The following is a 20934-nucleotide window of genomic DNA, read 5'->3' on the forward strand; positions in this document are numbered from 1 at the left end:
CCAAGCGGTTCCAGTGGAACCCTTTTCACTATAAAAGAAATCCGGCCGGTTGAGAAGCGCTTGGACGCAAAAAATCCGTTCGCCTGGACAGGCGAACGGACGTGCGAGGCAAGTTTGCCCGATTATGCTGCAGCCGCCAATTGCTTGCGCTGCTTGCGGGATTTGCGGTAGAAGAACAGTTCGTATACGCAAGGCACGATGACGAGCGTGAGCAGCGTCGCGGCCGTCAGACCGCCGATCACGACGATGGCCAAGCTCTGCGAGACGATGCTGCCGGATTCGGCCTTCCCGAACACGAGCGGCAGCATGGCGCAGATGGTCGCGATCGCGGTCATCAGAATCGGACGCATCCTCGAGCTGGCCGCTTCGAGCAGCGCCTCGCGAATCGGCATGCGCTCCTCATTCTGTTTCACTCGGTCGATCAGCACGATTGCGTTCGTGACGACGATGCCGATCAGCATGAGCGCGCCGAACATCACCGTGAAATCAGGCGTGACGCCGGTAACGAGCAGCCCAAGGACGGCGCCGATCGCGGCAAGCGGCAGCGAGAACAAGATTGCGAGCGGTGCGCGCAGCGTTTTGAATGCGATCACCATGATCAAGTAGACGATGCAGATCGAGATGAGCGCTGTCATGCCCAGATCCGCGAAGTCGCTCGACTGGTCGGCCGATGCGCCGCCCACGTGCAGCTCGGTGCGCTCCGGCAGCTCGATCGTCTTCGTGCGTTTCGTAATCTCGTCTCCGGCGAGGGAGAGCTGGCTCGGCTCGACGGTGGCGGTTACGCGTACATACGGCTTGCCTTCCTTATGATACAGCATCGCGGCTTCCTCGGTCTTTGTAATCTTGGCGACGGAGGAGACCGGCACGACCGTGTCCCCGTTACGAACGGTGAGATTGGACAGGGCGGTCAAGGTGCTCGGGTTCACGACCGGATTCAGCATGACGGATGCTTGCTGCTCGTTCAGCTGCATAGTACCGATCGGAATCGGGTTCAGCATGCCTTGCAGCTGTCCGGCCACTTCCTGCGCATTCGCAAGTGATGGATTCACCTCGAAGGCGTACACCGGCTTTTTCTGATCCATGTTGCTCTTAACCTTCAGCACGCCCTCTACGGTGCGCATTTGATCCATGGCCTTGGCTGCGGCCTCGTTCAGCTTGGAGGGATCGTCGCCGGTGACATCGACGTAGATCTCGGTGGAGCTCGCTCCGGTCGCATAGTCGAGCGCTCCGGCGTTCAGCTCGGCGCCCGGGTAATTGCCGCGTTGCCCTTTCACGTTCTCGATCAGCTTCTGGGCATTGACGTCTTTTTTCATTTCCAGCATGTACGACACTTGCGTGGGCGATACGACACTGCCTTCACGGGCGGAATCCGAGCTGTTCCCGTATTGCATCATGACCCACTTGGGCTCCGGCTGCTGGAGGAGGAACGTTTCCAGCTTTTTCCCTTCGGCCAGCACTTTCTCCGGCGGCGTATCGCTAGGATAAGCCAGCGTTACGGTCAGAGACTGCGCATTGGACGAATCGATCGCGCCTTTCGGCATCGAGGCGTAGATCCCGATCGATCCGGCGAACAGTACGGCCGCGATCGTGAGCGGCACCCACTTGTGCGACAAGTTCCAACGCAGGAAGCCCGAGAACCGTTTCGCGGGTTCGTGCTCATCCTTCTTCGTGTTCCGCAACATGACGGAGCTGAGCAGAGGCACGACGGTCAGCGCCACGACTAGCGATGTCAGCAGCGAATACGTTACCGTCAGCGCGAACGGCAGCAGGAACGCTTGTAGCGAGCCGCGCAGCAAGCCCATCGGCAGGAACACCGCGACCGTCGTGATCGTCGACGCCGTAATCGCCGAGGCGACTTCCTTCGTGGCGTCAATGATGAGGCCAGTCGAGAACGGCTCCTTCTGCAAGCGGCGGTAGATGTTCTCGATCACGACGATGCTGTCGTCCACGAGACGACCGACCGCCACCGCTACGCCGCCGAGTGTAATCACGTTGAGCGTAACCCCGGAGAGACTCAAGAGATAGAGCGTAATGGCAAGCGAGAGCGGAATCGAGACGATCGTGATGAACGTTGTACGGAGATTCCGCAGGAAGAGCAAGATGACGACCGTCGCGAACAAGGCGCCTAGCAGCACTTCCCGCATCATCCCGTTCACGGAGTCGACCACCATCTCCGAGGTGCTGGACATAACGCTTACCGTCGCGCCGGGAATTTCTTGGGTCAGCCGGTCCGCGGTCTTCTGCACTTCGTGACCTACATCCACCGCATTTGCTCCCGCAGCTTTGGAGACGGTGATGAGCATAATGTCTTCCCCGCCCACACGGCTAATACTCTCCTGGCCGGAGTTCAGCTTCACATCGGCCACATCGCCCAGCGTAGCTCCGGGGGCGACGGGCAGCTTCTTCAGCGTTTCGAGATCGCGGACAAGGCCCACTACCTTCAAGTTCCCGGTCGAGCCGTCAATCGTTTTGGCGCCGATCGAGGCCGAGACATCGCGTCCTTGCAGGACGCCCATCAGCGCCGGGTAAGGCACGTTCTTCTGAGCCAGCTTAGCTGGATCCGGCGTTATGGTAACCGTTGGAGACGTCTTGCCATAGATCGCTACATTGCCGGCTCCCTTGATTTTTTGCATTTCCGGCAGCATCCGGTCTTCTGCCAGCTTCATGTTGCTCGGCGTCAAGCCGTCCTTGAACGAAATCGACACCCACGAGACCGGAATCATCGAGGTGTTGAGCTGGAGGACATACGGCGTCGAGACGCGTTCCGGCAAACGCACGGCGTTCACCGCCTCCTGGACCTCCGCCTTCGCTTCCTTCATGTTGGTCTTGGAATCGAACATCAGGTCGATCTTCGAGAAGCCGTCGCCTGTCGTAGACAACATATCCTTCTTGCCCTTCACGAGCGAGACCGCCTTCTCGAGCGGCGCCGTCACCGCGGTCTCCATGGACTTGGCGTCATAGCCTTGGCCGATGGCCGTGATTGTGACCGCCGGATTGTCGGCATAGGGCAGGAACTCCATCGGCAGCCTCCAATAGCTGAGCACCCCGATCAGGAGCGCCATCACGACGCCGATTTTCATAGCGGCCTTATTGCGGAATGACCAGCTAGTGATACCTTTCATTATCATTGATCCCCTCTCAAACAAGTGATTTCCCATGTCTAAGAGTACCTTCTTCGACCGGAAGGCTGAAGCGACCGGAGCATGATTTTGACCTGGACCTAGGTCGGGCACATCTATCGTTCTGCAGTTCGGTGGTATTTCACACTAAAAAGAGAACTTATGTTTGTGCGAACTCGAGTTCTATGGTATAATTTACACAATTGAACAAGCCAATTGGAGTGAGCGCTGTGAGCAAAGTTTCGAACCGTCAGCAAGCCATATTAGAATTTATCAAGAGCGAAGTTCGGGAGAAGGGCTACCCGCCTTCCGTACGGGAGATTGGCGAAGCGGTCAATCTGGCCTCCAGTTCCACCGTTCATGGCCATTTGGATCGTCTGGAGAAGAAAGGCCTCATTCGTCGGGACCCGACGAAGCCGAGAGCGATCGAGATTCTGGATGGCGAGATGACCTCTCCATTCTCGACCAGCGTGGCGCACGTCCCTCTCGTAGGCCGGGTTACGGCCGGTACGCCGATTACGGCTACGGAGAATATCGAGGAGTACTTCCCTCTACCTACCCACTATGTGAAGGACGACAATGTGTTCATGCTTCGCATCGTTGGGGAAAGCATGATCGAGGCCGGCATTCACAATGACGACTTCGTCATCGTGAAGCAGCAGCAGTCGGCGAACAACGGCGATGTCGTCGTCGCGATGACCGAGGAAGACGAAGCGACCGTGAAGACGTTCTACAAGGAACGCGACCACATCCGCCTGCAGCCTGAGAACTCCACGATGGAGCCGATCCGGCTCAAGAACGTGACGATTCTCGGCAAGGTCATCGGCCTGTTCCGCGATATTCGTTAAGGCATTTTGCTAGACGAGCCGTCTGAGGACGGCTTTTTTGTTTTGTTCGGTTGGTTGGCTGGCTGTTGCCGCCGTGCCCTTGCACCCATGTTACAGCACCCGCGACCGCCCCTTCCCACGCTCCAAAGTAGATTTTTTACTTTACTGCTGTATTTTAACGATTACCACCATGCTAACTGAGAGAGCCACCCCGAATAAGGTGGCTCCGAAGGCGGATCACGTCGAGAGTACTAAATTAATTTAAGCTGGCTTGATATGACTCCAAGATGAATAGCTTCGTGCATCAGAGCAAAGTTGAACAACTCACCTGCGGAAATGAATTGGAACGGTCCCAATACAAAGGGGGATTGAAGATCCTTGTTTAGCAATTCGGGCTTCTGCTCGTTAAGACGGGAAAGCTGTTCCGCTAACAATTGGATCAGCTCTTCCTTCGTGGGTGGAGCTATCGTCCAATCCGACGGTTTCGTTCCAGAGCCAAACAGCGCCTCATATTGAGCCGGAATTGCCGATGGGGATCCGAAGGACAAGGTCGAGTATTTATCCATCCAATAAACCATGTGACCCACATTCCAGCGAATGGTATTATTGAAGCCCTCCGGTTGGATGTCGAATTGAGCCTCCGAAACGCCCTGAAGCTGCCCGATAACGATCTGACGCAGAACTTTTCCCGTATTCATAATCGATTGTGCCATCATTGAAACGCCTCCTGATAAATGGTAGTTTGTGTGTTCTCTTGCACATTAAAAGTGTACCTTTGCCTCCAAAAAGCAACAATCACGAGATTCCGATGCAATGGATCGGTTTTAGTAATGACTTGAACGGCCGTTATAATTAATGAAAGGTGATCGCTAACAGGAAGGGGCACTGAGGAATGGAACTTCGACAGCTTGAATATTTTGCTGCCATATGTAAGGAGATGCATTTCTCACGGGCGGCCGAGAACCTCTGCACAACACAGTCGAATCTGAGTCAACAGATTAAGTTTTTGGAGAACGAGCTTGGGCTTCCTCTATTCGATCGCATTGGAAAACGGATTGCGTTAACGGATGCAGGTAAGATCTTGTTGGAGCAATGTCATCTCGTCTTCGAACGCATCGATTATATTAAAGGAGCGATAACGGATCTTAAGCGAATGGAAGGCGGCAGGCTGGACATCGCAATTCTTCCAGGTGATGGGGACTTGCTGTTTGATGCACTGTTGACCAACTTTCATCTTACATATCCGAAACTTTCAATTAGTGTTACGGAAACCATGGATGTGTATGAACAGGTTGTCGACGGCAAAAGGGATCTTGGAGTTACCACAGTACCTCCGAATCCGGATGACCGAATTTCCATCATCCCTTTGTTCCACGAGGAGTTTGCTTTAGCCATCCGATCGGATCACCCCGTTGCGAAGTCAAAGGCGATCCCCTTCGAACAGTTACAGCAGCTCAAGATGGTGATGTTCGGTCCTGATCACCAGATTACGAAGGTCATCCATTCTTGTTGCCATGAAAAAGGAATATCCATAGACAATCCGATTGTAACGTCTACGCTATCGACGATTCTCTCCCTAGTCGACCAAGGGATAGGGGCCACAATTCTTCCACGACTGCTGCTTGATTATCTGAACCGCGATAACATCTCAGCGGTAACGTTGCTCAATCCTACACCAAGTCAGGATATCTGCATCGTACATCGGACGGACAAGTTTATGGGGCAAGCAGCAAAGTTATTCATTGACGAGTTGCAGTCTTTCATTCAAAGCGTAATGGAGCGTACCATTCGTTCGTTGGGGTAATAGAGGATCGACGGTATAAAAAATCCCTCAACGCGCGAGGCGTCAAGGGATTCCAGAGTCGCATCCAAATTCAATTCAATCCGAAACAACCCAAACCAATCAATACAGCGTCAAATACTGCTCCCGCTCCCAATTATGCACTTGGGTGCGGTACATGTCCCACTCGATCTCCTTCAGCTCGAAGAAGTGTGTCAGCGCGTGCTCGCCGAGCGCGTCGACGATCACCTCGTCGGACAGCATCTCGAGCAGCGCTTCCTTCAGATTCGCCGGCAAGCTCGGGATGCCTTGCTCCTCCCGCTCTTCCTCGGACATGATGTAGATGTTGCGGTCGACCGGCGCCGGCAGCTCCATCTTGTGGGCGATGCCGTTCAAGCCGGCCTTCAGCATCACCGCGAGCGCCAAGTACGGGTTCGCCGCCGGATCGGGGTTCCGCACCTCGATCCGGGTGCTGAGTCCGCGCGAGGCCGGGATGCGGATCATCGGGCTGCGGTTGCTGGCCGACCAAGCGACGTAACAAGGCGCCTCATACCCCGGCACGAGCCGCTTATAGGAGTTCACCGTCGGGTTCGTGATCGCCGCGAACGCCCGGGCATGCTTCAGAATGCCCGCCATGTAGTAGTAAGCCGTCTCGCTCAGGCCGAGCCGGTCTTTCTCGTCATAGAAGGCGTTCTCCGCCCCTTTGAACAACGATTGATGGCAATGCATCCCCGAGCCGTTCACGCCAAACAAAGGCTTCGGCATGAATGTAGCGTGCAGCCCGTGCTGACGGGCTACGGTTTTCACGACCAGCTTGAACGTCTGGATCTGGTCTGCGGCATGAATGGCGTCGGCGTACTTGAAGTCGATCTCATGCTGCCCCGGAGCGACCTCGTGGTGGGACGCCTCGATCTCGAAGCCCATCTCCTCCAGCGTAAGCACGATCTCGCGGCGGCAATTCTCGCCCAAGTCCGTAGGAGCCAAATCGAAATACCCGCCCTGATCGTTCAGCTCCATCGTCGGATTGCCCTTCTCATCGGTCTTGAACAGGAAGAACTCCGGCTCCGGCCCGACATTCATCGCGGTGAAGCCCATCTCCTCGGCTTCCCGCAGCACGCGCTTCAGAATACCGCGCGGGTCGCCCGGGAACGGACGGCCGTCCGGCAAGTAAACGTCGCAGATCAAGCGTGCGACCCGATCTTCGGTCACCCAAGGGAATACGACCCATGTGTCGAGGTCCGGGTACAAGTACATATCCGATTCTTCGATCCGGACATAGCCTTCGATCGACGAGCCGTCGAACATCATTTTGTTGTCGAGCGCCTTCTCCAGCTGGCTGACCGGAATCTCCACATTCTTGATCGTGCCGAGCAAGTCGGTGAACTGCAGGCGGATAAACCGAACATTCTGTTCTTTGGCGATACGCAGAATATCCTGCTTCGAATAATGGGAACGCGTCATGATACCAATCCTCCAGATTGTTATTGTTTAGGGAAAAATCGGGAAAGCTCGCCTTGGATCAAGGAAACTTGTCCAGGCCGCTTGCCGGACCGCAGCTGCTGCTTCAGCATCTTGTGCAGCTGGGTATCGGTCATCTCTCTCCGCTTCACTTCGGATTGCTCATTCAGTACGGTAGCGTCTTCGGATTCTTTATTTACCGGGTTGAGCACTTGCTTGATGCCGGCAATGTTGACACCCTTCTCGATCAGCGCCTTGATCTGCAACAGCCGCTCGACGTCATTGAAGGAGAAAAGCCGCTGGTTGCCGGACGTCCGGGCCGGGATGATCAGCTCATGCTGTTCATAATACCGGATCTGCCGAGCGGTGAGGTCGGTCAGCTTCATTACGATCCCGATCGGAAATAATGCCATGTTCCTGCGAATATCATCACTCATGAGCCATCACTCCACAATTAAAGGGGTTACATGAATTGTACAATTCTCCCTCAGACGTGTCAAGACATGTAAGGTTTCGTTACAATAAACCCGCATCCATCATATTGCGAACCGCGGTCAAGACACCGAGCTTCACATGCGAATAGGTGAGGCCGCCCTGCATATAGGCGATGTACGGCTCGCGAATCGGCGCGTCCGCCGACAGCTCGAGGCTCCCGCCCTGGATGAATGTACCGGCGGCCATGATGACGGGATGCTCGTAGCCGGGCATGTCCCACGGCTCGGGCACGACATGGGCGTCGATCGCCGACGCCTTCTGGATGCCTTGCACGAACGCGATCAGATGGCGTTCACTGGTGAACCGGACCGCCTGGATCAGGTCGGTCCTCGGCTCGTCCCAGCGCGGATGCGAGACGAAGCCGAGCTGCTCGAACAGAGCGGCGGCGAACACCGCACCCTTGAGCGCCTGGCCGACGAGGTGCGGGGCGAGGAACAGCCCCTGGAACAAACTGCGCATCGTGCCGAGCGTCGCCCCCACCTCGCCGCCGATGCCCGGCGCGGTCAGCCGGTAGGCGGCGAGGTCGACGAGCTTCCTCCGCCCGGCGATATATCCGCCTGTTGGGGCTACGCCGCCTCCGGGATTCTTAATTAACGAGCCGGCGATCAAATCGACCCCGACTTCGGTCGGCTCCCGGTCCTCGGTGAATTCTCCGTAGCAATTGTCCACGAAAACGACAACGTCCGGCTTAATCGATTTGACGAAGGCCGTCATTTTGGCGATTTGCTGCACGGAGAAGGAGGGCCGCCAATCGTATCCCCGTGATCGCTGAATCCCAATCACTCTCGTCTCCGCCGTGATCTTCCCCCGGATCGAGTCCCAGTCCGGCTGGCCGTCGTCGAGCAGCGCAGCCTCTTCATACCGGATGCCCCAATCCTGCAGAGAGCCGGTCCCGTCCCCGGGCTGCCCGATCACTTTATGCAGCGTATCGTAGGGCCGGCCGGTGATGTACAGCATGTGGTCGCCCGGCCGCAATACGCCGAACAACGCGGTGCCGATCGTATGCGTGCCCGAGACGAAATGCGGCCGCACTAGCGCCGCCTCCGCTCCGAATGCTTCCGCGTATACGAGATCGAGGACTTCCCGGCCGCGGTCGTTATAGCCGTAACCCGTCGAGCCTGAGAAATGGTAATCGCTCACTTTGTATTTTTGGAACGCGTTAATTACTTTCCACTGATTCCGGTCGACCACCCGGTCGATTTGCTTCATCATGGGCGCGGCCGTCTCCTCCGCCTGCTCCATACGCCCAATCAGCATTTCCGGCATTTGCATCTTCTACTCGCCTCTCCCTGGCTCTGCCTCCGGCCGCGAATCCCGACTGGATTCGGTTATGAACGGGGCCAATTTATAAGCATGCTTTTCATATTCATTCCGTTTCACGTGGACCCTGAACTGTAGACGGCCGTCCTCCTCCGCCTCCTGCTCGAGCACCTCTCCGACCCGATACAGCAGCGCGATCGCATCCCCCCGGTCGGCCGGCAGGACGAACCGGTGTACGTCGCCCATCAATTGATTCTGAATCGCGAGCTTGAGTTGGTTCAGGTCAGCCTCATTCAAGGCGCTTATGCGCAGCAGATCGCCCTCCGCGGTCAGCCACTCCACCTGATTCCGGGGCAGCAGATCGATTTTGTTGAACACCGTCAGCATCTCTTTCCCTTGCGCCCCTAGCTCCTGCAGCACCTCATGCACGACGCGCATCTGTTCCTCCCGCATCTCGCTAGAGCTGTCCACGACATGGAGAATGAGATCCGCCTCGTTCACTTCCTCCAGCGTAGCCCGGAAGGCCGCGACCAAATCGTGGGGCAAATGCTGAATAAAGCCGACCGTATCCGTCAAGACGATCTCTTGGCCGTTCGGCAGCTGAAGGCTGCGCGAGGTCGGATCGAGTGTGGCGAACAGTTGGTTCTCCGCATAGACGTCCGCCTCGGTCAGCCGATTCAGCAACGTGGATTTGCCGGCATTTGTATACCCGGCAAGCGCTACCTGGTACACGCCCGTCTTTTTGCGCCGCTCGCGGTGCAAGCTGCGATGCCGCACCACCTCCTGCAGCTGAGATCTGAGCTCGCTGATCCGGTTGCGGATATGACGGCGGTCGGTCTCGAGCTTCGTCTCCCCGGGACCTCGCGTCCCGATGCCGCCTCCCAGACGGGACAAGTTCTTCCCTTGCCCCGACAGCCGGGGCAGCAAGTAGCTGAGCTGGGCGAGCTCGACCTGCAGGATGCCTTCACGGGTTTTCGACCGCTGGGCGAATATATCGAGGATAAGCTGTGTCCGGTCGATGATTTTGACGTCGAGCGCCTGCTCCAGATTGCGCACCTGCGCCCCGGACAACTCCTGGTTGAAGATGGCGACGTTGGCACCATGACCGTCCAGGAGCAGCTTCAGCTCTTCCACCTTGCCTTTGCCGATCAACCACCGGGAATCTGCCGCGTCCTTCGCCTGCACCATCGTATCGAGCACTTCGACGCCCGCCGTCTCCGCGAGACGGACGAGCTCCTCCAGCGAATATTGGATCATCGCTTCCGTCAGCCGGTCACTCTTCAGCACGAGACTGACGAGGACCGCCTTCTCTTCTTGACGTACATTCACCTCATGCGAGGACACTTTCATGCATCTACCTCCGGACTTGCCAGATTGATGTCCATTTTCCAATAAACTCGTCTTATTGTACCACAGCAAGGACGGATCTAAAAAAAGCTCCGCAAAGGAGCTTTTTCATAGTGCTTGCCGTGCTTGAAGCTTGATCTGCACGGTAGTGCCCTCGCCCGGATTATGGCACACATACAGCGAGCCTTGATGGTCCCGCACGATCCGCGACGACACCCACAACCCGACCCCCAGCCCATATGGTTTGGTCGTGTAGAAACGATCCCCGATTTGCCGGAGCGCCTCATCATCCAGCGGACCGCCCTGATCGCGAATGCGGATGACGACCGCGTCCATCTCCTGCACCAGATCGATGAAGACGCATCCGCCGGGCGGGGTCGCCTCCAGAGCGTTCGTCATCAAGTGCAGAAGCGTCAGCTTAATCCGGGACGCATCGCAGAGGATGTCCCGCATATCCGTATCCGACCGGATCTCCCAGTGAACGTCGGCTATGAACGCCTTGGGCTCGAGCAGGCGGACAACTTGTGCGACGAGCGTCGCCGGCGAGTGCAGCTCGAGAGGACCCATCGGCTTCGTAGGGAGGGTCCCGCCCTCCAGGAGGAGAGCCAGATGCTCCAACTCGCGGCGCATAACCCCATAGAGCGGCGTCCGTTCTGCATCCTGCTCCATTAGCAGCTCGACTACCTCGGACAAGGCATTCAACGGGCCCTGTAGCTCCTCAGTGAATTTGACCGCCGTGCGGGACATGGCGTCGAGCTTGTCGGCCTCGCGCTGCCGCTCCTCCTCGAGCTTGATACCACTCTGGTCCTTGGCCAGCGCGTAGAAGCCGGCAATCTTGTGATTCACGATGATCGGGATATTCATCACGTGAACCGGCACTTGTTTGCCGTTGCCGGTCATTACCGTCACATCATAATCGATCGGACTGCCTTTGACCGTATAGGTCATATAATGCTCCAACGCTTTCGCTTGCTCAGTCGGACATATAATCGAATTGAACGTGAGCTCCTTGATCTCTTCGGCCTTGTAACCGAGAAGCTCCTCTGCAGCCGGATTCATATCGAGCAGGGTGCCCTGGCTGTCGAACGTGCAGATCGGGTCGGGATGGTGCTCGAACAATTGCTCGGACTGATTCAGCGTAAGCGGTGCCCGGTTGCGCAGCTTGCGTTCGTACATATGCAGATCGGCCAGGTGCATCAGCTGCTCCATATCCTTCGTGTGTCCGGTCGAGACGGCCTCGCCGATGGAGAAAGTAAACAGGAGCGGGTCGCCCCCGCGCTCGGGAATATAGCGGCTTTGGTTCAGTCGCCCTTCGATCTTGTCCAGCAGCTCCTCGGTGCGAGCGTGATCTTCTACGACGAGCACGAACTCATCGCCCCCCAACCGGCCCACCACCCCGTTCAAGCCTTCGGTCATCTTCTTCAGCGCTCCCGCGAAATGGACGATCACTTGATTGCCGACCATATGGCCGTATGTATCGTTAATTTGCTTGAAATGATCAAGGTCGATCAATAAGACTCTCACCCGCCGCCCGACGTCAAGGAGCTTTTGCCCGAACAACAGCGTCTGTTGCAGGGAGTGAAGCCCCGTCAGCGAGTCGATCATGGACAAGTGCCGGTATTCGTTGCGCTCCTTCAATAACCTTCGGATGATGTGAGCAAGCAAGGAATAGACGAGTGCATTCAATTGGACGGCGAACATATTCGACCATAGCACTTCGCTCTCCAAATGGCCTTGATACCGGAGCAAAAAGAAGGACGATAAAAGTCCCGCCGCAAATGAGATACGCGGATTCGGCTCGATCAGAGCGAACAGGAGCAGCAAAGGATACAGGATGAACCGAAAACAGTAGAAATCTACTTGCGGGAGGAAGACGAAGAGAAGTCCAAAAGCCAATCCGGCGAACATATTCGATTTTAGCCTGGAGGAGCGATTGCGGACGAGCAGTGCAAGACTGAGCGAAAAGGCAATCGAAACGGCGAGCTGGAAGCCACGGTCGAGTCCGGCTGCGATCGCGCTGGCCGATGTGAAAACTGCGAGCGGGATCATGAGCACTTCCATTCGTTCGTACGGAAGGTTAGAGCGCCATTTCAAGCGAATGATCGGTTTTAGCATAGGATCTTCCTTTCATCACAAACACCTGAAAACGAAAAAGCCATTCCGATAGCACAATCGGAACAGCTGGGTATGCATCAAAAAAACATAGGGATCCTGTTTTTTCTTCGGCAACCCAGCTGTCATAGTTCGGGAAGAACCTTAGACCTGTGGCTTTGCGTCCTTGCCTTTCGACAAGTTTGCCATTATCGAAAACGGGGGATTGAAAATTAGTTCTTTTTTACTATACCACGAATGCAAATCGATTCCAAGAGCCAATTTATCAGAATATTCCAAATTGTGATATTTGACACAAAAATCGATGATCGCTTATCATAACTGTTTTCTTACGAAATCCCATCATCAGCTTGTCTATTCGCCTAAGTCTTGAACAATGTCAAAAATAGGTCTTATGACTCATCTCGCTCCAGCTCGCAAATTGACCCTGCAATATACCGGGTTCCGTCCTCGAGATAGTAATAATAAGTGATCAGCACACGTCCGTCCGGCAGTTGCGCCGCGCTCGTGTACCCGATATCGGTTCCGTAGCCGTCGTCCCGGATGACATATTCCGGAGCCGTGCCAATGTTCGTACACTCCGGATCGAGCAAGAGCGCTCGGATGCCATACGGCTCCAGCCGATACCCATAGTTCAGCAGCACCCGTCCATCCGCCAGGCGCAGCGCATTGAACGGACTTGGCGAGTAGATCGGCCACATCTTGACCTCGCTCCACGTCCGCCCCCCGTCGTGCGACTCGGACGTGAAGAGCGGCGATGCCGTCCTTTCTTCTCCCGGCTCCTTGTTCAGCTTCACGCTGCGGATGAACAGGATCAGCTTGCCTGATTCCGTCTGAAACAGGTTCGGCTCGTGATAATGGTATTGCCCTTCATACCCGGGGAGTACGGCGAGACGCTCCCAACTCTGTCCGCGGTCCTCCGTTCGCCCTACCGTCACGTTGAATGTATCGCCCTCCCGCTCATAGAACGGAGCCAGAATCGCTCCATCCTCCAGCTCCACGGAATTCCCACGGATGACAACATCCCCGAGCTCCACCAACTCTGGCGTATCCCAAGTCTGTCCCCCATCTGCGGAACGGATCGAATAGCAGCCCGCCATACGGCCGATCCAGCGATCCATGACTCGGTGCCAAGTACCCGGCTTCATCTCTGCGGGAGCATCGTCACGTTCGTACACCTTCCAGGTGAAATAGGTGACGAATATCGTCCCGTCTCTCAGCACATTGAGGCTGGGATCCTGAACGCCATGGAAGAAGTCATCCCATATAATGGTCGCGTCCGTATCCCAGTCCAGACCGTCCGTCGAACGGATCGTGACGGCCTTCGAGGAAGCGTCTACGTGCGTGATCGCTCCGTCATAGGCCGTGCGGCGATCGGGCGCTTGCCGGAAGCCGATCCGGTAAGATCCGTCGTTCAACCGTATGATGGTCGGAAACGTGTTATAATGCTCATCCTTGTAAATCTCTACATGTTTAATCGTTTTAATGACGGCCATTGCAAGTCCTCCTTTAACCTCTAAATCAACCTGATTTAAACCCATCTCATCCTTTCAGCGACCCGATCATAACCCCTTTGGCAAAATACTTCTGAAGAAACGGATACACGGCGATAATCGGCGTAATCGCGGCAATGATCGTCGCGGCCTTGACCGACTGATTCGTCACTTCGGTCGTGATCTGGATGTATATGCCCGTACTCGTCGTGTCGATCCGGTCCTGCTGGAAAATTTTCTGCACGAGCAGCTGCAGCACGAAATCGCTTTTCTCCCGCAAATAGATCATCGCATCGAACCAGGCATTCCAGTGGGAGACGCCCGACCATAAGGCGATTACGGCAATAATCGGCATCGAGAGCGGGAAGATGATGCGGAAAGCGACCTGCACCGGGTTCGCGCCGTCGATGAGCGCCGAGTCCTCGAGCTCCTTCGGGAAGCCCATGAGAAAATTACGGGCCAAAATGATATACCAAGCATTGGCCAGCGTAGGCAGGATGAGCGCCCACATGGAATTCAGCAGCCCCAAGTGGCGGATGTTCAAGTAGGTGGGGATCAGTCCGCCGTTGAAAACAATCGTGAACAGCATGAACAAAGTAATCGCATTACGGAACGGCAAATCTCGGCGTGAGAGCGAGTATGCCGCGCACATCGTGACGATGACCGTAAGTCCGGCCCCCAGGACTGTGCGGAGGATCGTATTGCGATAGGCGATGTAGATAATGTCGCTGCTGAACAGCTGCTTATATGAGGCCAGATTGATCCCGTCCGCCCACAGCCGGAGGCCCAGCTTGTCGACGTAAGCCGGCGCGGTCATGGACAGCATAATCAGGTTCCAGAACGGATAGAGGAACAGGAGGGACAACACGACCATCAGCCCGATGTTGAACCAATCGAACGATCGGCTTAGCAAGCTCTTGGACCTATAAGTATTCACTTGGCCGTCCCCCTCACCAAATTCCGTATTCGTTAAAGCGTTTGACGATGTAGTTCGTCCCGACGACCAGCACGAGCGCGACCACATTCTTGAACAAGCCCACAGCCGTGGAGAACCCGTATTTCGTATCAATGAGCCCGATGCGGTATACATATGTGTCGATAATATCCGCTACACTGTACACGGCCGGATTGTAAAGATTGAAAATTTGGTCGAAGCCGGCATTCATGACGCCCCCGACGTTCAGGATGAACAGGACGGTCATGACCGGAACCAGGGAAGGCAGCGTAATGTAGCGGATTTGATGGAAGCGGTTCGCTCCGTCAATCGTCGCGGATTCGTACTGGTCCTGGTTGATGCCGGCGATCGCCGCCAGATAGATGATGCTGCCCCAGCCGACACTTTGCCACAAATGGCTGACGACGAGCACTCCGACGAACGTGTCCGGGTTGGCCAGGAAATGAATGGGCTCGCCTCCGAACAGCGTAATGACGTAATTAAGCGCCCCTCTCGATGGGGACAGCAGCTCGATCATAATCCCGGACAAAATAACCCAGGACATGAAGTGGGGCAAATAGGAGATCGTCTGGACGACGCGCTTGAAGCTGCCGTTCGCGAGTTCGTTGAACAGCAATGCTAGAAGGATCGGCGCCGGAAATCCGAACAAGATGTGCAAGCCGCTGATGATGAGCGTATTGCGCAGGATGCGCCAGAAGAACATGTCCCCGAACAGCTGGTTGAAGTTGTCCAGGCCGATCCAGGGGCTGCCCCAGATTCCGTCGATAAAGCGATAGTTTTTGAATGCCATGATAACGCCGTACATCGGAAAATAGTGAAACACCAGGAATCCGAGGAGCGCCGGAGCCAGCATGAGATAGTAAAAGCCGTATTGGCGCCACCTGCCGCGTCGCTTGCCCAGAGCTTCCCGGGTCAGAGCCGGCGACAGGCCGGCCGCTTGGTCGCTCATCCCGTTCCCCTCCCCGGTTATTTTTTATTCGCTTCGTCGTACAGCTTCTGATAGTTGTCCAGGATCGCTTGGCCGCCGGCATCGAGATATTTTTTCTTGTATGCTTCCCATTCCTTGTCGATGTCCAGTTTGCCGACGGTCGCGTTCGTCTCGAATTCGGTGACGACCGTCGTGACGGCAGTGCCGTTCTTCAAAAGCGCTTCATTGGTGGAATTAATCATAAAGTTGACGTCGTTGTACTTCTTAGGGCTGCTCATCGCCACATCATAAGCCGGAAGATCGATCTTCAGCACGTTGTTTTTCTTGTAAAACTCCCATGTGTCCGGACGGAGGGCAAAATATTGACCGATTCCTTCCTGGGTGATTTTGTCGAGGGACAAGTATTCCGGCGTGATCTGGATAACCCCGTCCTTATCCTTCGTGTAGCCTTTGCCTTCTTCACCGAAATACGCCCGAATGTAGAAATTGTCGTCGGCGGCCATGAAGTTCTTGATCGCCATGATCCGCTCCATCTTCTCGTCGCTCGTCTTCGTGCCGAAGAAGAAGCCCCGCTGCATAGCCGGAAAAGCGGTACCGCCCGCTCCTTTGTCCCCGGTCGGACCGGCGAACGGCTTCAGGAAGTCGATCTTGGCGTTAGGGTTTTTGTCCGTCAGCATCTTGGTCACATTGCCTGCCGTCGTCGAGGCGTACCACCAAGGATGGTCGGCGAGCACGCCGAACTTGCCGTCCGCCCATTTGGCGCGCTGCTGGGGCCGTTGATCCGTGATCGATTCGGGGTCGATCAGCCCTTCGTCGTACCAGGCCCGCATCGTTTTCAAATATTGCTTGTACCCGTCGGTCAAGACGCTGGAAAAAACCTTGCCGTTCGAATCGGCATAGAACGCGTTGCCCGAACCGAGCCCGAAGGCGCCCCGCAGGTAGAGCTGAAGCCCATGGCCGCCGTACGTATCCCGCTTGCCGTTGCGGTCCGGGTCGTTGAACGTAAAGCGCTTCAGCATCTCGTGATACTCCTCGAGCGTTTCCGGCAATTTATTGATGCCGACCGCGTCGAGCCAATCTTTGCGGACGCCCATCACCCACGGTTGCATGGCCGCATAGTTCAGAAACGGCACCGCATACAATTTGCCTTTGAATTTCATCGTGGAAGAGACGATCTTGGGATCCACCATGCTCTCGATGCTCTTCATCCAGTCCGGCATCAGCTTGCGCAGCTTATCCTCGGGAATTTCCCGGACGAGCCCTTGCTCCATCAGGAAAGTGGAGTCGACGTTGATCCGGATGTGGTCCGCGGTTTTGCCGTCGGCGAAGTACAGGTTCACCTGCTCCTTGTTATGGACGTCGAGCGGCACCATCGTGATCGTCACGTTGAACTTGTCTTCGATCAGCTTTTTGACCGGGTTATTCACCGCGTCATTGATTTTGCCGATCTGATTGTGACCGATCCACGAGATGTCCAGATGCTTGGCATACGGCCCCGTCGCCGCCGGAGACGGATTGCCCGTCGGGGACGCTTGGTCCCCACCGCCGCTGCAGCCGCTCAGCACCGTCGCGGCCAGCGTGACCACCGCCATCCACTTCCCTGCGTTTTTCCATGCTTCCCCCTTGCGCTGCTTCAAACGAATCACTCCTAGTCGATAGTAGGCTTGCACCTCTCATCTTGAAGGGTCCGTGCTCGGAAGGAAATGCCCGGATCATGACATGGCGCGCCGATTTTATGACCATGTCAACAAAACGTAATTCAGGTAAACGGAGAAGAGTCCAAACTTCAATAGTGCTGCTTCCTGAACTCGCCGGGCGTAATTCCGTTCATATCCTTGAACAGCTTGATGAAATGGTTCACCTTCGCATACCCGAGCTGCTCGCTGATATCCTGGATCTTGAGCTCCGTCTGAAGCAGCAGCTCCTTGCTGCGGCTGACTCGGGCCTGGGTGACATAGTCGGTGAACGTAACGCCGGTGTGCTCTTTGAAAATGCGGCTCAAGTAGGCCGGATTCAGATTCAGCCTATCGGCTATAGAAGTGAGAGATACCGTTGACACAGGCTCGGTGGCGATCAGCCGCTTGGCATGCTCGACATGCGTATTTTTCTTCACCTGGAACGCGCGTCCAATGTAGGCCGCCGTAGCGCTGATTAACGTCTCGAACCAGGACGTCATGCTGCGCCAGTCGTCCTTTTGGAGGAATGCCGCCAGCAGCTGAGCCCGCTCCTCGGGCATGATTTCGCGCATATCCAGATGAAGATCGCGCACGGTCTCGATGACTTTGACCAGCAGCAGCAGGAAAGTCTGTTGGACTTGCGGGAACGCGATCTTCCCGGCACCCGCCTTCAGATCCCTCACCATCTCCGCGAAGACCGCGAGCGCCTGGTCCTTGTCCCCATTCTTCAGACAGATCATAAGCGTCGACTCCATCTCCTTCGGATACGGAAGCGGCTCGTGCGCATGCAGCCGGACGTCCTCGATATAGACGATTCCCCCCTCCGCGGTTACGCCTCGGTATTGGAGCGCTTCCTCAGCCTCCAAGTAAGCTGCCGGCAAGTCCGCGATCGTCCGGCAATAAGTCCCGATGCCGATGGAGCACATCAATCCGTGATGGTCGAGGATAGCCGACCGGATCGCCTCTGCGGTTGAGAACGCCGCAGACATCTCCTGCTCCTGACAATTGATGAGCAGCAGGTAGGCGTCGTCCTCCAGCTCGAGAACCCAGTGCGGAACACCCGATTCGACTACGGCCTCGATCGTGTCGGTGAAGAGCAGCTGTTCGATTTGTTCGCTCTCGATATCTCCGCCCGTACGGTATACGCTCTCGACGGTGACGAGCATCGGCACGATTCCGCTCGCTTTCAACCTGATGCCCAGATGTTCGAGACGCTCTTCGGCCGCTTTCATTGACATCGAGTGCTTTTTCAGCAAGGAACGAACAAACTTCTCCTGGTACGCGGGCAAGCTCTCCCGCAAACGCTGCTGCAGGCGCTGTCCGGTAGCGAAAGCATCCTCCAGCCCGTCACGAATGACTCGAAACTCTCCGAGAGACCGGGGACCCGGCGGCCCGGCGCTCCCACCTTGACTGCCATTCTTCACGAACTGGAGCAAATGATGGACCGGGCGATAGATACGGCTGCTCGTCACGACGGCCAAAATCGCGGTGGCAAGCGTCAACAGCAAAGCTACAATGAAGAACAGGTTGCGAATGTTCGATACGTTGCTGTACATCGTCTTCAGATTCGTTACGTTCGCAATGTCCCAGCCGAGCACTTCGGAATTGCGCCACGATACGAGCTGACGGTCCGCGACGACTTTGCGGTACTGCCGCGGGTCAACCTTCTGGCCGTTCCTCTGCGCCAGAATCGACTGCACGAACGCGATGCCGTCCGCCTTCTCGGCGTCGTTGTCGTACAAGAGCGGCTCGCCTTCGCGCGAGAACACCAAGACCGAAGTGCCGTGCTCGACGCCGAGACGGCTGATGAGCTTCGTATAGAACGCGTCCGCGTCCAGGTTGATGACGATCGTATAGTTCGAGCCAAGAGGCCGGTAGACGACGGGGACGACTCGCTTGAGCGGCCCCTCCTCGGTCACCGCGTCGCGCACATTCATGATCAGCGGATAGCCCAGCGCAGACGGCATCAAATCTTGATCCCACGACGGGTCATAGAATCGATCGAGTTCGTATTGCAAATAGCCGGAAGTAAGGACGATGCCCCGGCTGGGGTTAATATAGTAGACCGAGCAGATGAACTCATTCAGCTTCAGCAAATCGTTCAAACTGCGGAGCACCTTCGCCTTGCTCTCCATGTAGTCGAGCAGCTGCTCCCGGTTCGCGGCCGTATGCCAGTCTGCAATCTCATCGAAGTAGTTGCCCAGCGGGAACGTATCGAATTCGGTCAGCGCGCTGTTCGTGACGAACTGCCGGAAGCCGTTGCCGATCTGCTTGACGACGAGCTCCATCGCATTCACCGTCTGATTCAGATACAGCTCGTTCGCTTGCTCGATGTCATGGCGCATCGAGTTCTGGACATTGTGGTAGAAAAAAAAGCCGAGTACGACAATCGGAACCAGACAGATCAGCAGAGAAAAGGTGACGAGCCGGACAAAAAAGTGCTTGTGTCTTGTAAACGTCCTCATTTTATGCAGCATGACGAAGTCCACCTCGATTATATATAGAGTCGGCTATATGAAAGCGTTTTCTATAATGGATGTATAAATTCCTATGTACTTGTACTCTTAGTATAGCTATTAGGCTGCGAATGTAAGAATGCTGTCTTCGTGACATCGATATCCGAAATGATGACATCATGTGAGGAGTGGAAAGGAACGGCGGGGCTATGGAAGAAACCCCGCCTGGCTCACGAACACTTGACTGTCCCCGAAACGATCTCGCATCCGTTCCAGGACGGTTGCGTATGCGTCGCGGCCGTACCACGATTCCCGGTTCAACCGTTCGAAAATCCCTCGGATCCCAAGCGCCTGCGTCCGCTTCCCTCCGCTGCCGTCGCCCATGAAAAAATCGTCGACGCAGACTCGACCAGTGACGGCGGCTAGCGCATCGGCGAATGCTTCGGTGCTCGGAAGCACCGGCGAGACCGCCGCCTGAGTCGGGATGCCCGCTTCCCGCAGCTCCCGAAGCGCCTTGAGCCGCGCGGCGATCGGAGGTGCGGAGGGCGAGAACGCCCTGCGCACATCGTCCCGATCCGTCTCGATCGTCACGCTGACCCGGATCCGCTCGCCGAAGGCGGCGAACAGCTCGGCGTCCCGCGTCACGAGCGGGCTGCGCGTCTGGACGAACAGGAACTCCGGCGGATCGTCCCGCATCGCCTCCAGCAAAGAACGGGTCACGCCGGCTTTCGCCTCTTCCGGCTGATACGGGTCGGTCGCACTGGACATGAAGATGGTGACCGGCCCCTTCCGCTTCGCCTTGGCCAAGTCCCGGCGCAATTGCATCGCCGCCTGCTCCTTCACGTCCACCCAGGTGCCCCATTCCTCCTGACGGAACAAGGCGACCGGCATGCGGCGCACATAGCAGTAGGAGCAAGCGAATGAGCAGCCGGCATACGGATTCAGCGTATGACTGTAGCCGGTCAGATAACCCCCGGCCGGGTTCAGCATTTGCTTCGGCACTACGGAACGGACTGTCGCCATCTTGT

General features: G+C 56.2%; 15 protein-coding genes and 1 riboswitch. Of the genes, 2 read left to right on the forward strand and 13 right to left on the reverse strand.

The window, feature by feature from the left end:
* Positions 1-122: 122 nt before the first annotated feature.
* On the reverse strand, positions 123-3122 hold the full coding sequence (locus tag ACI5FR_RS03810) for an efflux RND transporter permease subunit (protein ID WP_405450505.1): 3000 nt from the start codon (positions 3120-3122) through the stop codon (positions 123-125).
* A gap of 227 nt (positions 3123-3349) precedes the next feature.
* On the opposite strand from ACI5FR_RS03810, the gene lexA reads away from it, so the two are divergent.
* Positions 3350-3967, forward strand: a complete 618-nt coding sequence (gene lexA, locus ACI5FR_RS03815; RefSeq protein ID WP_405450508.1) for a transcriptional repressor LexA — start codon at positions 3350-3352, stop codon at positions 3965-3967.
* Positions 3968-4197: 230 nt separating this feature from the next.
* On the opposite strand, the gene ACI5FR_RS03820 is transcribed toward lexA, so the two are convergent.
* A complete protein-coding gene (locus ACI5FR_RS03820) occupies positions 4198-4659 on the reverse strand; it encodes a DinB family protein (protein ID WP_405450694.1) in 462 nt (153 codons plus the stop codon).
* A gap of 179 nt (positions 4660-4838) precedes the next feature.
* On the opposite strand from ACI5FR_RS03820, the gene ACI5FR_RS03825 reads away from it, so the two are divergent.
* Entirely contained in the window at positions 4839-5750 is a 912-nt protein-coding gene (locus tag ACI5FR_RS03825) for a LysR family transcriptional regulator (protein ID WP_405450510.1), read from the forward strand.
* A 99-nt stretch (positions 5751-5849) separates the two neighbouring features.
* Here ACI5FR_RS03825 and glnA read toward each other — a convergent pair whose 3' ends face one another.
* From glnA to ACI5FR_RS03880, 11 genes are all read right to left on the reverse strand, one after another.
* Complete coding sequence (gene glnA, locus ACI5FR_RS03830) at positions 5850-7187, reverse strand: type I glutamate--ammonia ligase (RefSeq protein ID WP_405450512.1); 1338 nt, start codon at positions 7185-7187, stop codon at positions 5850-5852.
* A gap of 20 nt (positions 7188-7207) precedes the next feature.
* Complete coding sequence (locus ACI5FR_RS03835; protein WP_405450514.1) at positions 7208-7621, reverse strand: MerR family transcriptional regulator; 414 nt, start codon at positions 7619-7621, stop codon at positions 7208-7210.
* Between the two features lie 79 nt (positions 7622-7700).
* The gene (locus ACI5FR_RS03840; RefSeq protein WP_405450696.1) at positions 7701-8945 is read right to left on the reverse strand and encodes a methionine gamma-lyase family protein; all 1245 of its coding nucleotides are present in this window, start codon (positions 8943-8945) and stop codon (positions 7701-7703) included.
* Between the two features lie 9 nt (positions 8946-8954).
* A complete protein-coding gene (gene hflX / locus ACI5FR_RS03845) occupies positions 8955-10289 on the reverse strand; it encodes a GTPase HflX (protein WP_405450516.1) in 1335 nt (444 codons plus the stop codon).
* A gap of 105 nt (positions 10290-10394) precedes the next feature.
* Complete coding sequence (locus tag ACI5FR_RS03850; RefSeq protein ID WP_405450519.1) at positions 10395-12401, reverse strand: diguanylate cyclase domain-containing protein; 2007 nt, start codon at positions 12399-12401, stop codon at positions 10395-10397.
* A gap of 106 nt (positions 12402-12507) precedes the next feature.
* Positions 12508-12595: riboswitch (cyclic di-GMP riboswitch) on the reverse strand.
* Between the two features lie 195 nt (positions 12596-12790).
* The gene (locus ACI5FR_RS03855) at positions 12791-13894 is read right to left on the reverse strand and encodes a sialidase family protein (protein ID WP_405450521.1); all 1104 of its coding nucleotides are present in this window, start codon (positions 13892-13894) and stop codon (positions 12791-12793) included.
* Between the two features lie 46 nt (positions 13895-13940).
* Positions 13941-14828: a carbohydrate ABC transporter permease gene (locus tag ACI5FR_RS03860; protein WP_405450524.1), complete on the reverse strand. Its 888-nt coding sequence runs from the start codon at positions 14826-14828 to the stop codon at positions 13941-13943.
* 13 nt (positions 14829-14841) lie between these two features.
* Positions 14842-15795: an ABC transporter permease gene (locus tag ACI5FR_RS03865; RefSeq protein WP_405450527.1), complete on the reverse strand. Its 954-nt coding sequence runs from the start codon at positions 15793-15795 to the stop codon at positions 14842-14844.
* Positions 15796-15812: 17 nt separating this feature from the next.
* Positions 15813-17411 carry a type 2 periplasmic-binding domain-containing protein gene (locus tag ACI5FR_RS03870; RefSeq protein WP_405450530.1) on the reverse strand — a complete coding sequence of 533 codons (1599 nt, stop codon included), beginning with the start codon at positions 17409-17411 and terminating at the stop codon, positions 15813-15815.
* Between the two features lie 149 nt (positions 17412-17560).
* The gene (locus ACI5FR_RS03875) at positions 17561-19927 is read right to left on the reverse strand and encodes a helix-turn-helix domain-containing protein (protein ID WP_405450532.1); all 2367 of its coding nucleotides are present in this window, start codon (positions 19925-19927) and stop codon (positions 17561-17563) included.
* Positions 19928-20113: 186 nt separating this feature from the next.
* On the reverse strand, positions 20114-20929 hold the full coding sequence (locus ACI5FR_RS03880; protein WP_405450535.1) for an SPL family radical SAM protein: 816 nt from the start codon (positions 20927-20929) through the stop codon (positions 20114-20116).
* Positions 20930-20934 lie beyond the last annotated feature (5 nt).

This window comes from Paenibacillus sp. HJGM_3 (assembly GCF_045062745.1).
Taxonomy (GTDB): domain Bacteria; phylum Bacillota; class Bacilli; order Paenibacillales; family NBRC-103111; genus Paenibacillus_AA.

Excerpts from the sequence above, each read along its gene's own strand:
- ACI5FR_RS03825 (WP_405450510.1), top strand. The coding sequence starts at position 4,839 with ATGGAACTTCGACAGCTTGAATATTTTGCTGCCATATGTAAGGAGATG.
- ACI5FR_RS03850 (WP_405450519.1), bottom strand. The coding sequence starts at position 12,401 with ATGCTAAAACCGATCATTCGCTTGAAATGGCGCTCTAACCTTCCGTAC.
- ACI5FR_RS03820 (WP_405450694.1), bottom strand. The coding sequence starts at position 4,659 with ATGGCACAATCGATTATGAATACGGGAAAAGTTCTGCGTCAGATCGTT.
- glnA (WP_405450512.1), bottom strand. The coding sequence starts at position 7,187 with ATGACGCGTTCCCATTATTCGAAGCAGGATATTCTGCGTATCGCCAAA.
- ACI5FR_RS03880 (WP_405450535.1), bottom strand. The coding sequence starts at position 20,929 with ATGGCGACAGTCCGTTCCGTAGTGCCGAAGCAAATGCTGAACCCGGCC.
- ACI5FR_RS03840 (WP_405450696.1), bottom strand. The coding sequence starts at position 8,945 with ATGCCGGAAATGCTGATTGGGCGTATGGAGCAGGCGGAGGAGACGGCC.
- ACI5FR_RS03835 (WP_405450514.1), bottom strand. The coding sequence starts at position 7,621 with ATGAGTGATGATATTCGCAGGAACATGGCATTATTTCCGATCGGGATC.
- ACI5FR_RS03865 (WP_405450527.1), bottom strand. The coding sequence starts at position 15,795 with ATGAGCGACCAAGCGGCCGGCCTGTCGCCGGCTCTGACCCGGGAAGCT.
- ACI5FR_RS03875 (WP_405450532.1), bottom strand. The coding sequence starts at position 19,927 with ATGCTGCATAAAATGAGGACGTTTACAAGACACAAGCACTTTTTTGTC.
- ACI5FR_RS03855 (WP_405450521.1), bottom strand. The coding sequence starts at position 13,894 with ATGGCCGTCATTAAAACGATTAAACATGTAGAGATTTACAAGGATGAG.
- ACI5FR_RS03810 (WP_405450505.1), bottom strand. The coding sequence starts at position 3,122 with ATGAAAGGTATCACTAGCTGGTCATTCCGCAATAAGGCCGCTATGAAA.
- hflX (WP_405450516.1), bottom strand. The coding sequence starts at position 10,289 with ATGAAAGTGTCCTCGCATGAGGTGAATGTACGTCAAGAAGAGAAGGCG.